Origin of the sequence: Aquabacterium sp. (genome assembly GCF_004297345.1) — a bacterium.
GTDB lineage: Bacteria > Pseudomonadota > Gammaproteobacteria > Burkholderiales > Burkholderiaceae_C > Aquabacterium.
Map to the genome: position 1 here is coordinate 21699 of NZ_SCTN01000362.1, position 11902 is coordinate 33600.

Annotated in this window: 12 protein-coding genes; 10 read left to right on the plus strand and 2 right to left on the minus strand. The window is 63.2% G+C overall.

The window, feature by feature from the left end; genetic code table 11:
* The first annotated feature begins 37 nt into the window (after positions 1 to 37).
* The 10 genes from EPO09_RS13590 (at position 38) to clsB (ending at position 10572) form a co-directional block, all read left to right on the plus strand.
* Entirely contained in the window at positions 38 to 619 is a 582-nt protein-coding gene (locus EPO09_RS13590; protein WP_290643859.1) for a hypothetical protein, read from the plus strand.
* A gap of 17 nt (positions 620 to 636) precedes the next feature.
* Entirely contained in the window at positions 637 to 2199 is a 1563-nt protein-coding gene (gene ubiB, locus EPO09_RS13595) for a ubiquinone biosynthesis regulatory protein kinase UbiB (RefSeq protein WP_290643860.1), read from the plus strand.
* Between the two features lie 153 nt (positions 2200 to 2352).
* Positions 2353 to 3837, plus strand: coding sequence for a sodium:solute symporter family protein (locus tag EPO09_RS13600; RefSeq protein WP_290643861.1), 1485 nt, complete (start codon positions 2353 to 2355; stop codon positions 3835 to 3837).
* Between the two features lie 99 nt (positions 3838 to 3936).
* The gene (locus tag EPO09_RS13605; protein WP_290643862.1) at positions 3937 to 4275 is read left to right on the plus strand and encodes an FmdB family zinc ribbon protein; all 339 of its coding nucleotides are present in this window, start codon (positions 3937 to 3939) and stop codon (positions 4273 to 4275) included.
* Positions 4276 to 4311: 36 nt separating this feature from the next.
* On the plus strand, positions 4312 to 4974 hold the full coding sequence (locus tag EPO09_RS13610) for a DUF502 domain-containing protein (protein ID WP_290643863.1): 663 nt from the start codon (positions 4312 to 4314) through the stop codon (positions 4972 to 4974).
* Positions 4975 to 5047: 73 nt separating this feature from the next.
* Positions 5048 to 6847: an aspartate--tRNA ligase gene (gene aspS, locus EPO09_RS13615; RefSeq protein ID WP_290643864.1), complete on the plus strand. Its 1800-nt coding sequence runs from the start codon at positions 5048 to 5050 to the stop codon at positions 6845 to 6847.
* A gap of 120 nt (positions 6848 to 6967) precedes the next feature.
* Positions 6968 to 7780, plus strand: a complete 813-nt coding sequence (locus EPO09_RS13620; protein ID WP_290643865.1) for a CsgG/HfaB family protein — start codon at positions 6968 to 6970, stop codon at positions 7778 to 7780.
* Positions 7781 to 7831: 51 nt separating this feature from the next.
* Complete coding sequence (gene nudB, locus EPO09_RS13625; protein WP_290643866.1) at positions 7832 to 8356, plus strand: dihydroneopterin triphosphate diphosphatase; 525 nt, start codon at positions 7832 to 7834, stop codon at positions 8354 to 8356.
* An 80-nt stretch (positions 8357 to 8436) separates the two neighbouring features.
* A complete protein-coding gene (locus EPO09_RS13630) occupies positions 8437 to 9246 on the plus strand; it encodes an endonuclease/exonuclease/phosphatase family protein (protein ID WP_290643871.1) in 810 nt (269 codons plus the stop codon).
* 6 nt (positions 9247 to 9252) lie between these two features.
* Complete coding sequence (gene clsB, locus EPO09_RS13635; RefSeq protein ID WP_290643867.1) at positions 9253 to 10572, plus strand: cardiolipin synthase ClsB; 1320 nt, start codon at positions 9253 to 9255, stop codon at positions 10570 to 10572.
* Here clsB and EPO09_RS13640 read toward each other — a convergent pair.
* The gene (locus EPO09_RS13640; RefSeq protein ID WP_290643868.1) at positions 10569 to 11171 is read right to left on the minus strand and encodes a histidine phosphatase family protein; all 603 of its coding nucleotides are present in this window, start codon (positions 11169 to 11171) and stop codon (positions 10569 to 10571) included. The two genes, clsB and EPO09_RS13640, sit on opposite strands and share 4 nt — an antisense overlap.
* A partial coding sequence (locus tag EPO09_RS13645; protein WP_290643869.1) for an adenosylcobinamide-GDP ribazoletransferase occupies positions 11168 to 11902 on the minus strand: 735 nt, incomplete at its 5' end. The genes EPO09_RS13640 and EPO09_RS13645, both read right to left, overlap by 4 nt.

An 11902-nucleotide genomic window follows, 5' to 3' on the forward strand; every position in this document is an offset into this window, starting at 1 on the left:
TTCCGGGGGGTGTCGGGGCGCACCTACAATTGGCACCATGGCACCTCACCCTCTCTCCTGGATCGGTCAACTCGCGCTGCCGAGACTGACGCTGCTGCTCAACCACATCGTGTCGAGCGAACCCGTGGCCACGGCCAAACTGCAGGCCCACACTGGGCGAACCATCGATATTCGCTGGGACTCGTCGTTCAAACCGCCTCTGCCGGCCTTCTTGAGCGGCGGCCAAAGCGGGGCTTGGCAACCAGCGCCCTGGCGATTCGTGATCACGCCAGCCGGCCTGTTTGAAGCGGTTGAGAGCACGTCAAGCGCCGTGCAAGCCGATACAAATGTCACACCTTCTGGCGGACTGATCATCACCGTCCGCCTGGCCGATCCGCTCACGATGGCTCGTCAGGCTCTGCGCGGCGAACGCCCCGAAGTCAACATCGAGGGTGACGCGGCCTTGGCGGAGGTCGCTTCCTGGATGATGAAAAACCTGCGCTGGGACGTGCAGGACGACATCGCGCGCTGGCTGGGCAACACCCCTGCTGAACTGCTGCGCGCCGTCGGGGAAAGCATCAAGCAGAACCTGCAGCGCTGGCGCCCGCAGGCCGGTGGCCGCCCCGGCGCTTCCCGCTAAAGAACGGCTGATTGCCGATGCGCGCGTTGTTTCGCCCCGCCTACATCGGCCTGATCGCACTGCGATACGGGCTGGATGGCCTTTTCCTGGACAGCCTTCGGCGTCCGGGCCTGAGCGCGCTGGCCCGCGTGCTGTCCTTCGGCCGACGGCTGAATGCCCCCCGCGGTCAGCGCCTGCGCGAAGCCCTGGAGCACCTGGGGCCCATCTTCGTCAAGTTCGGGCAGATGCTGTCTACCCGGCGAGACCTGCTCCCACCCGACATCGCCGATGAGTTGGCGCGCCTGCAAGACCGCGTCCCTCCTTTCCCCAGCGACGAATCCGTCCGCCTGGTGGAAAAGGCGCTCGGACGCCCCATCGCAGCCGTGTTCAAACAGTTTGATGCGGACCCGGTGGCCTCGGCATCTGTCGCGCAAGTGCACTTTGCCGTGCTGCACGATGGGCGTGAAGTAGCAGTCAAGGTGCTGCGCCCCGGCATGCTCAACGTCATTGACGACGACCTGGCCCTGATGCGCACACTGGCTAGCTGGGTCGAGCGGATCTGGGCCGACGGCCGACGCCTCAAGCCACGCGAGGTGGTCGCCGAGTTCGACAAATACCTGCACGACGAGCTTGATCTGGTGCGCGAGGCCGCCAATGCCGCGCAATTGCGCCGCAACATGAACGGCCTCGACCTGGTGCTCGTGCCCGAAATGATCTGGGACTACTGCACGCCCACCGTGATGGTGATGGAGCGCATGAAGGGCGTGCCCATCAGCCAGATGCAGCGGCTGCGCGAAGCTGGCGTCGACATCAAGAAACTGGCGCGTGACGGCGTCACCATCTTCTTCACCCAGGTCTTCCGCGACGGGTTCTTCCATGCCGACATGCACCCGGGCAACATCCAGGTCAGCCTGGATCCAATCAGCTTCGGGCGTTACATCGCGCTGGACTTTGGCATCATCGGCACACTCACCGAAGTCGATAAAGACTATCTCGCGCAGAACTTCGTGGCCTTCTTCCACCGCGACTACAAACGCGTGGCGGAACTGCACATCGAGAGTGGCTGGGTGCCCCCCAACACCCGCGTCGATGAGCTTGAAGGCGCCGTGCGTACCGTGTGCGAGCCCTATTTTGATCGCCCGATCAAGGAAATCTCGCTCGGCCAGGTGCTGATGCGCCTGTTCCAGATCTCGCGGCGCTTCAATGTCGAGATCCAGCCCCAGTTGGTACTGTTGCAAAAGACACTGCTGAATGTGGAGGGCCTGGGGCGCGAGCTGGATCCGGATCTGGATCTGTGGAGCACAGCCAAACCATTCCTGGAGCGCTGGATGCACGAGCAGGTTGGCGTGCGCGGCTTGTTCGAGCGCCTCAAGCGCGAGGCCCCGCGCTACGCCAAATTGCTGCCGGAATTGCCACGCCTGATCCACAAGAACCTGGAACAGGGCGACTCAGCCTTGCGCCGCGATCTTCACGCCATGCTGCAGGAGCAGCGCCGCACCAACCGGACCTTGTCGGCCATGCTGTGGATAGGCTTGGGCTTTATCTTGGGGTTGGGCGCGGCGCAACTGATGGCGCATCTATACGCCATGGGACTGATCTGACGCCACGAGGCCCCCTGCCTGAGGGGGGCGTCGCGCCGTTACACGGCCTTGCACAAAGGCCCGCCTGACTCGCACTAAACTGCGCCCCGCGCGTTTCGCGCATGGCCCTTGCTTTAGCTCATTCGTGACCTCCTCGCGCGGAAGACCGCTGACATGAACATCACATTGCTCGCGTTTGTGTTCCTCTATCTCCTCGGCACCATGGGGATCGGTATTTACGCGGGCACCCGCATCAAGGACACGGCCGACTTTGCCGTGGCGGGTCGCAGCCTGCCGCTGGCCATGGTGATCACCACCACGTTTGCCACCTGGTTCGGCGCCGAGACCGTCATGGGCATCCCAGCCAAATTCGTGCAAGGCGGCCTCAACGCTGTCGTGGAAGACCCGTTCGGCGCATCCATGTGTCTGGTGCTGGTCGGGGCCTTCTTTGCCACGCGCCTGTACAAGATGGAGCTGCTGACCATCGGTGACTTCTACCGCAGCCGCTTCGGCAAGGGCGTCGAGATCTTTTGCTCGCTGGTCATCATCCTGAGCTACCTGGGTTGGGTGGCCGCACAGATCACCGCCTTGGGCCTGGTGTTCTCGGTGTTGTCTGGTGATCAGATTTCGCCCGAATGGGGCATGGCCATCGGCACCACGCTGGTGTTGATCTATGTGCTGATCGGCGGCATGCTGGCGGTGGCCTGGACCGACTTCATCCAGATGATCGTGCTGATCGTCGGGCTGTCGCTGATCGCGATCATGGCGGGCCATCAGGCGGGCGGCGCAGGCAAAGTGCTGGAACTGGCCCAGACCAACGACTGGTTCAAGATCCTGCCGGCCGAGCACACCACGCACACCTGGATTGCCTTTGTGGGCACCGCCATCACGATGATGCTGGGTTCGATCCCGCAACAGGACGTGTTCCAGCGCGTGATGTCCGCCAAGGATGCCCAGACGGCCCAACGCGGCGCCATGATCGGCGGCTTCAGCTACCTGGCTTTTGCCTTCGTGCCCATGTTCATCGTGGCGTCTTCGCTGCTCATCATGCCGGAGCAGGCCAAGGCCTTGCTGGCCGGTGATTCGCAAAAGGTGCTGCCCACGTTGATCCTGACCCACATGCCGCTGATCGCGCAGGTGTTCTTCTTTGGCGCGCTGGTCTCGGCCATCAAATCGACGTCGTCGGCCACGCTGCTGGCGCCCTCCGTCAGTTTTGTGGAAAACATCCTGCGTAACATCCGCCCCGGCATGAGCGACCGCAAGGTGCTGCTGTCCCTGCGCATCACGATCCTGATCTTCACGGCGCTGGTGCTGACCTATGCCATCAAGATGAAGGGCACGCCGATCTATGACATGGTGTCTGCGGCCTATCAGGTGACCCTGGTTGGCGCCTTCGTGCCGCTGACCTTCGGGCTGTACTGGCGCCGCGCCACCACACAGGGCGCGATCCTGTCCATCGTGGCGGGCATTGGCACCTGGGCACCGTTTGTGGCCAATGGCGTGTTTGGCGATGCCAGCTGGAACGAGATATTCCCCGGACAACTGGCTGGCTTGCTGGCAGCCTTGGCGGGCATGGTGCTCGGCTCGCTGCTGCCGCAAGTTCTGCCTGACGCCCATGGCCGCAAGCACCACCTGGACAAGCCAACTTTGCAAGCGTGATGCCCCACGCTTGCGGGGCGTCTGACATCGACAACTTGAAACGTTCTGGCGGCGCCCCATCTAGAATGGCGTCTTTACGGGATTGCCCGAGGTTTTCACATGCCGATTTACGCCTACCGCTGCGAGTCCTGCGGCCACGCCAAGGATGTCTTGCAAAAAATGTCCGACCCGGTTCTGACCACCTGCCCTGCTTGTGGCGCCGAGTCTTTCCAGAAACAGATCACGGCCGCCGGCTTCCAGCTCAAGGGCTCGGGCTGGTACGTGACCGACTTCCGAGGTGGTTCGGGCGGCGGCACCAGCGCCCCGGCGACTGGCGCGGCAACGGCTGCTGCGGCAACTGAATCCAGCGCAGCCCCAGCCGCATCGTCAGACAGCGGCTCAAGCTCAGGTGGCGACACGGCTGCCGGCGGTTGCGGCTCGTCCTGCGCCTGCCACTGACATCTCGCCCAAACAGCCCCCCACACAAGGCACCACGTGAAGAAATACATCCTGACCGGCCTGTTGGTCTGGTTGCCCCTGGCCATCACGATCTGGGTGCTGATGCACGTGGCAGGGACGCTGGACGGCGTGTTTGGCACACTGGTCGTGGCCGCGCAGACCGTGCTGCCAGAAAGCGCACGCCCGCTGTTGCAGCAATTGCGAGAGGTACCCGGCCTGAGCGTGATCATCGTGGTCACCGCCCTGTGGCTGACCGGTGTGGCCGTGACCAATATGGCGGGCCAGTGGCTGCTCAACCAGTCGAACCGGATGTTCTCCAACATCCCCATCGTCAAGAGCATCTACACCTCGGTCAAGCAGGTGTCAGACACCCTGTTTTCCAGCAGCGGCCAGGCCTTCCGTCAGGCGGTGCTGGTGCAGTACCCGCGTGCCGGCTCGTACACGATTGCCTTTGTCACAGGCAAACCCAACGGTGAGGTGGCGGACAACCTGCCCGCCGACATGCTGACCCTGTATGTGCCCACCACGCCCAACCCGACCTCCGGCTTCATGCTGATGATGCCGCGTGCCGATGTGGTGGAGTTGCAGATGTCGGTGGACGAGGCGCTGAAATACATCATTTCCATGGGCGTCGTAGCGCCGCCAGCGGCTGCCGCGACCGGTACTTTGCCTCCGGTCACGCCAACGACCCAATCCTGAACGACAATGGAGGGTTTCGGGCCTGCGCAAAATGCGTGGGCCGCGTAGATCCTCATCTCGGAGAAAACCAACAATGCGCACCACTTACTGTGGTCTGGTCAGCGAAGCGCTGATGGGCCAGACCGTGACGCTGATGGGCTGGGCCCACCGTCGCCGCGACCACGGCGGCGTGATCTTCATCGACATGCGCGACCGTGAAGGTCTGGTGCAGGTGGTGTTCGACCCCGACCGTGCCGATTCATTCAAGATCGCCGAAGACGTGCGTGGTGAGTTCTGCCTGAAGGTGACCGGCGTCGTGCGCGCCCGCCCTGCCGGCACGGAAAACGCCGGCCTGACCAGCGGTAAGATCGAAGTGCTGGGCCACACCTTGGAAGTGCTGAACGCTTCCGTGACGCCTCCGTTCCAGATCGACGACGAGAACCTGTCGGAGACGACCCGCCTCACGCACCGCGTGCTGGACCTGCGTCGCCCCTACATGCAAAAGAACCTGATGCTGCGCTACCGCGTGGCGATGGAAGCGCGCAAGTTCCTGGACGAGCACGGCTTTGTCGACATCGAAACCCCGATGCTGACCAAGTCCACGCCCGAAGGCGCCCGCGACTACCTCGTGCCCTCGCGCGTGCACGACGGCCAGTTCTTCGCCCTGCCTCAGTCGCCCCAGCTGTTCAAGCAGCTGCTGATGGTGGCCGGCTTCGACCGCTACTACCAGATCACCAAGTGCTTCCGCGACGAAGACCTGCGTGCTGATCGCCAGCCCGAATTCACCCAGATCGATATTGAAACGAGCTTCCTGACCGAGCAGGAAATCCGTGACATGTTCGAAGGCATGATCCGCCACGTCTTCATGAAGGCGTTGAATGTGGACCTGGGCGTGTACCCCGTCATGAAGTACGCCGATGCCATGCACCGCTTCGGTTCGGACAAGCCTGACCTGCGCGTCAAGCTGGAGTTCACCGAGTTGACCGACGTGATGGCCGATGTGGACTTCAAGGTCTTCTCGACGCCTGCCACGACCAAGGGCGGCCGTGTGGTGGCCCTGTGCGTGCCCGGTGGCGGCACGATGTCGCGCGGCGAGATCGACGCCTACACCGAGTTCGTCAAGATCTACGGCGCCAAGGGCCTGGCCTGGATCAAGGTCAACGAAGTGGCCAAGGGCCGTGACGGCCTGCAGTCGCCCATCGTCAAGAACCTGCACGATGCGGCCATTGCCAAGATCCTGGAGCGCACGGGCGCCAAGGACGGCGACCTGATCTTCTTCGGCGCCGACAAGGAAAAGGTGGTCAACGACGCCATCGGTGCCCTGCGCCTGAAGGTGGGCCACTCCGAATTCGGCAAGAAGGCCGGCCTGTTCGAAGACCGCTGGGCCCCGCTGTGGGTGGTGGACTTCCCGATGTTCGAGTACGACGACGAAGGCGAACGCTGGAACGCCGTGCACCACCCCTTCACCGCCCCGAAGGATGGTCACGAAGACTACATGGACACCGATCCAGGCAAGTGCATCGCCAAGGCGTATGACATGGTCCTGAACGGTTGGGAACTGGGTGGCGGCTCGATCCGTATCCACCGCGCCGAAGTGCAATCCAAGGTGTTCAGCGCCCTGAAGATCACGGAAGAAGACGCCAAGGTCAAGTTCGGCTTCCTGCTGGACGCGCTGCAGTACGGTGCGCCTCCTCACGGCGGCCTGGCCTTCGGTCTGGACCGCCTGGTCACCCTGATGACCAAGGCCGAGTCCATCCGTGACGTGATCGCCTTCCCCAAGACGCAACGCGCCCAGTGCCTGCTGACCGGCGCGCCGTCGCTGGTCGACGAGAAGCAACTGCGCGAACTGCACATCCGCCTGCGCAATGCAGCGGCTGCCACGCCTGCTGCTTAATTTGCTTACAAGCTCACCCAAGAGGGGCGGTTGAACGACAGCACCTCTTGCGTAAACTTCGACGGGTCACCCATGCGGTGGCCCGTTTTCATTTCCAGCATCAAATTCAGGATTGTTCCCATGCGTGCCGTCTCTTGCGCCTTGCTCGTTTCATCTCTGCTCGTGGCCATGAGCCTGACGGGCTGCAAAGACAAGACGCCGCAGTCGTCCACCGAACTGGGCAAAGGTGGCTCGATGGTCAGCGGCTCGGCAGGTCCCAAGGGCGCGCAGGGCGCCGACAGCTCGCTGGTGAAATGCGATGCCCCCGTGGCCACGCTGGCACTGGCCGAGAACCCCGATGGCTACACCATGCGCAGCGACTACCAACTGCCCTCCACGCCCGTGCCGCTGATCAAGCTGCTGGCCCAGCAAAGCGGCTGCTTCCGTGTGGTGGACCGTGCAGCCGGCCTGCGCAGCACCATGCAGGAAAGCCAGTTGAAGGAAGCCGGCATCGTGCGCGCCGACAGCACGGTACACAAAGGCCGAGGCTATGAAGCGCAATACACCGTCATCCCCAGCCTGACCTTCAGCGAGCAGGATGCCGGGCGCGGCATTGCGGGCATCCTGTCGAGCATTCCCGTGCTGCGTGACATCGCCGGGCTGGCCGGCCTGCTGGAGCAGGTCAAGTTGAAAGAAGCCCAGGTAGCCCTGCTGCTGACAGACAACGAAACCACCGAGCAACTCGCAGCAGCCACCGGCTCGGCCCGCACGACGGATCTGGGCCTGGGTGGCCTGATCGCCAGCAAGCTGGGTGGCGCAGCAGGTCTGGGCTGGAGCAACACCAACGAAGGCAAGGTGATTGCAGCCGCCTTCCTGGATGCGCACAACAAGCTGGTGGTGCAGGTGCGTGAGTTGCAAGCCAAGGCTTTGCCGCCAGCCGTCCCCACGAAATAAGTGTGCGCCCACCAGGAGCGTGTCGTGCCCTCGTCATGACACACTTGGCGCATGCTTGAGACACCCCACAAGATTCCGCAATCCGTTCTGGTCGTCATCTACACGCCGGAGCTGGACGTGCTGTTGATCGAGCGCGCCAAGCAACCCGGCTTCTGGCAAAGCGTGACCGGCTCCAAAGACACGCTGGACGAGGCCTGGGCAGAAACGGCTGTCCGTGAAGTTCAGGAAGAGACCGGCATTGTCATTGGTTCACCTGCTGTGCCAGAAGATGCCTTGTGCGACTGGTCCGTCGAGAACATTTACGAGATCTACCCGGTCTGGCGCGCACGCTATGCGCCGGGTGTGACCCACAACACCGAGCGGGTTTTCGGGCTGTGTGTGCCCCAAGGCACCCCTGTGACACTGGCGCCTCGCGAACATACCCAATACGCCTGGCTGCCCTGGCGCGAGGCCGCCGACCGTTGTTTTTCGCCGTCGAACGCAGAGGCCATCCTGCAGCTGGCGCAGCGTATCGCCCCTGCGGATGCCTCTGTGCCAGGTCAAACCGCCGAGCAGAAGGGGAAAGCCCCCGCTTGAAAGCGCGCTCAAGCACCCGCAGTTGGGTTTATCTTTGACACCATAGGGTTGCCCTCGCATCGCCGCCAGATATCGCCGTGCTGAATCCTCTCCAGTCATCGCTGCTGCCGCCATCCACGCTGTCGTCGAAGTCTCTTCGTGTGGCCACGTACAACATCCACAAGGGTGTGCGAGGCATGGGCCCGACCAAGCGCCTGGAGATTCACAACCTTGGGCTCGCTGTCGAGGCGATGGACGCCGACATCGTCTGCCTGCAAGAGGTACGGCGCTTTCATCACACCGACGCGCAGCACTTCTCCAAGACCGATTTCGGCCCCCTGTGCTGGCCCAACCTGCCTCAGGCGGAATACCTGGCGCCAGAGGGTTATGAGGTCGCCTACCGAACCAATGCCGTCACCAAACATGGCGAGCACGGCAACGCCTTGCTGGCGCGCTGGCCGCTGGGGCACATCGGGCATCACGATGTGTCGGACCACCGTTTCGAGCAGCGCGGCTTCCTGCATGTGTCGGTGCACTGGCGCGGTGTCGAGATCCACGTGGTGGTGGTGCACCTGGGGCTGATCCACGCCAGCCGTGTGCGGCAGGCCGAGCGCCTGGCACAACTGGTGCGCGAGCACATTCCTTCGAACGCCCCTGTGGTGATCGCCGGCGACTTCAACGACTGGAACGAGAAGCTCGATCACATCATCGAAGACGAAGGGCTGAAACGCGCATCGTGTGGCAACGAGGCGCGTACGCCCACCTTCCCCTCCATCGTGCCGGTGCTGGCACTGGATCGGGTCTACACACGCGGCATGCAGTGCCAGTCGATCATGGTGCCGCGCGGTGGCGCCTGGGCCCGGCTGTCCGACCATTTGCCGCTGGTGGTGGAGCTGGATCTGGCGTCCTGATTGGCCATGCTGAACACGCCATCCCCGGAAGTTGACGCGGATGAGTCGCTGAAACGGCTGGCCTGGTATGCCCAGCGCAAGCCGGTCTTTACCGGGGGCAATCAGGTCAAGCTACTGCGGGGTGGCAAGGAACTGTTCCCGGCCCTGAGTGACAGCATCGACCACGCCAAACGCAGTGTCTGGCTGGCGCTGTACATGGTGTCGCCCCTGGGGCAAAGCGGTAGCGTGCTGCAAGCGCTCAAACGCGCTGCGCGCCGGGGCGTGCATGTGCACATGGTGGTGGATGGTTTTGGTTCACGCGAGGCGCCAGCAGAGCTGTGGCAGGAGCTGGAGAAAGCCGGCGTGAAGCTGGCCATCTACCGGCCCATGCACCGCATATGGGGCTTACTGGACACCAGCCAGTGGCGCCGCATGCACATGAAGCTGTGCGTGATCGATGAGGCCCAAGCCTTTGTGGGCGGCATCAATCTGATCGACGATCACTTTGACCTGACCCATGGCTGGTCGCAGCAACCTCGTCTGGATTACGCGGTGCAGGTGCACGGTCCAGTGATCACACCGGTGCTGCACACGATCAAGGCGGTGTGGACGCGCGCCCAGTTCGGCCGCGACTGGCGCGATGACCTCAGCCACCTCATGCAGGACACACACAGACTCAAGCGCGTCAAGCACTGGGTGCAACAAGCCCGCATGCGCCTGAACCCGCGTGAGCAAGGCAAGCTGGCGCACGGGGCCTCACTGCATGCCCCCATGCGCAGCGCCTTCGTGCTGCGAGACAACCTGCGTCAACGGCGCACCATCGAGCAATCGGCGTTGCAGGCCATTCATCAGGCGCGCCAACGCATCGACATTGTCACGCCCTACTTCTATCCGCGCAGAGCCATCAGGCTGGCTTTGCGTACGGCAGCGGCACGCGGCGTCTCGGTACGCCTGCTGCTGCAAGGCAAGCTGGATTTCAAGATTGCCGGACTGGCAGCGCGCGTGCTGTATGGCGAGTTGCAGCAACACGGTGTGCGCATCTTCGAATACCAGCCGGCCTTTTTGCATGCCAAGGTGCTGCGTGTGGACGATGAATGGGCCACGGTGGGATCATCCAACCTGGATCCGCTGTCCATGGTGTTGAACCTGGAGGCCAACCTGATCATCAAGGACAGAGGCTTTGTGCGCAGCCTGTCTCAAGCCTTGAACGAAGACTTTGCGCAAAGCCGGGAGGTGCTCCCCACGGATGACAGTTCATCTCGCTGGATCACGCGCCTGCGCCGCAACTTCATCCGCCAACTGGCCAAGGGGTATCTCAGGCTGGCAGGCGCTACCGGGCGCTATTAAGTTGGGCTTTGCGTTCGCAGCGTGATTTGCAGGCACTGCCCATAGGCAGGTGGTGCTGGCCATTGGACAGCCTGCGCCGGGTGATCATCGCGCGTCATGCGCCATTGCAGCGCGAGCATCCAGCCGGCATGCCCGACGAGCAGGCATGTTCCGTTTGAGGCCACTGTTGCCATCAAACTGTTCTTTACCCAGGCATCCACGCGCCTGAACACATCGGCCAAGGATTCTCCATCGCCCGGTCGATGCCGCAGAAAGTCAGCGCACCAGGCATCCACCTGGGCCTGGTCAATGTCGCGCCAGACTTGCCCATCCCAGCGGCCAAAGCCCATTTCAAGCAAGGCCTCATCCACATGGTGACGCCAGCCCCAGGATCGCAAGATGCGGCCGACTGCGGCACAACGCTGCAAGGGCGATGTGATCACAACACGCGGCAAGCCCATGAGCCCGGCTTGTCGGCGCACCTGCTGGCGGATGCGGTGCGCCAGCCGCTTGGCCTTGCGCCGATCAACAGGCACATCCGTTTGCCCGATGCAACGCCCTGCCACGCCCTGCGGACGGGGATGGCGCCAGACCAGGCACTCAGCCAATGCCGCGTTCATGCCACAGGATGGACCACGGCCAGCCAGGCCAGCAAGCCCATCACTTCAGTGATCTGCTGGCTGGCACCCAGCGTGTCACCGGTGAAGCCGCCCAGGCGCTTGTGAAACCACCGCGCGCAAGCGGCTGCGCCCAGCAACATGGCCAGGCTCGACTGGCCCAAGGCCGACAACAAGGTGCCCACAGGCCAGGCGGTGAAGCCCCACCAGAACACCATGGCGAAGGCCAGCAGCGCAGTGATCAACACCGCGGCCAACACGTTGGACCATGGCACCTGCATGGCCAGGGGCTTGGCCTTGGCGTGATCAAGATCACCCGCATAGGGCAGGACGCGCGTCAGGCAGACCGGCACCAGGCGCGACGCTGCATGGCACCAGATCAAGGCCATCATTGTCCAGGCCAGCAGCACCTGGCGCACATGGCTGGACTCGGCACTGTCGAGTTCGTTGAACAAGGGCGTGGCCAGTGAGGTCAACACGGCGGCCTTGAGCAGGAGCATCAGCATCAAGCCCAGCGAGCCGTATGAGCCGATGCGCGAGTCCTTCATGATCATGAGCGCACGTTCACGGCTGACCGCACCGCCCAGGCCATCGCAGGTATCAGCCAGGCCGTCTTCATGGAAGCCGCCCGTGAGCCACACGGTAAAGGCCATGCTCAGCACGACCGCGACCGCAGGTGGCCACCAGAAGGCCGCAGCAGCCAGCACCAAGGCGCCCGCCATGCCCACCAGGGC

What these genes read in the sequence shown, in the direction of transcription:
- ubiB (WP_290643860.1), top strand. Translation starts at nt 637, where the DNA reads ATGCGCGCGTTGTTTCGCCCCGCCTACATCGGCCTGATCGCACTGCGA.
- EPO09_RS13590 (WP_290643859.1), top strand. Translation starts at nt 38, where the DNA reads ATGGCACCTCACCCTCTCTCCTGGATCGGTCAACTCGCGCTGCCGAGA.
- EPO09_RS13605 (WP_290643862.1), top strand. Translation starts at nt 3,937, where the DNA reads ATGCCGATTTACGCCTACCGCTGCGAGTCCTGCGGCCACGCCAAGGAT.
- aspS (WP_290643864.1), top strand. Translation starts at nt 5,048, where the DNA reads ATGCGCACCACTTACTGTGGTCTGGTCAGCGAAGCGCTGATGGGCCAG.
- EPO09_RS13620 (WP_290643865.1), top strand. Translation starts at nt 6,968, where the DNA reads ATGCGTGCCGTCTCTTGCGCCTTGCTCGTTTCATCTCTGCTCGTGGCC.
- clsB (WP_290643867.1), top strand. Translation starts at nt 9,253, where the DNA reads ATGCTGAACACGCCATCCCCGGAAGTTGACGCGGATGAGTCGCTGAAA.
- nudB (WP_290643866.1), top strand. Translation starts at nt 7,832, where the DNA reads ATGCTTGAGACACCCCACAAGATTCCGCAATCCGTTCTGGTCGTCATC.
- EPO09_RS13640 (WP_290643868.1), bottom strand. Translation starts at nt 11,171, where the DNA reads ATGAACGCGGCATTGGCTGAGTGCCTGGTCTGGCGCCATCCCCGTCCG.
- EPO09_RS13600 (WP_290643861.1), top strand. Translation starts at nt 2,353, where the DNA reads ATGAACATCACATTGCTCGCGTTTGTGTTCCTCTATCTCCTCGGCACC.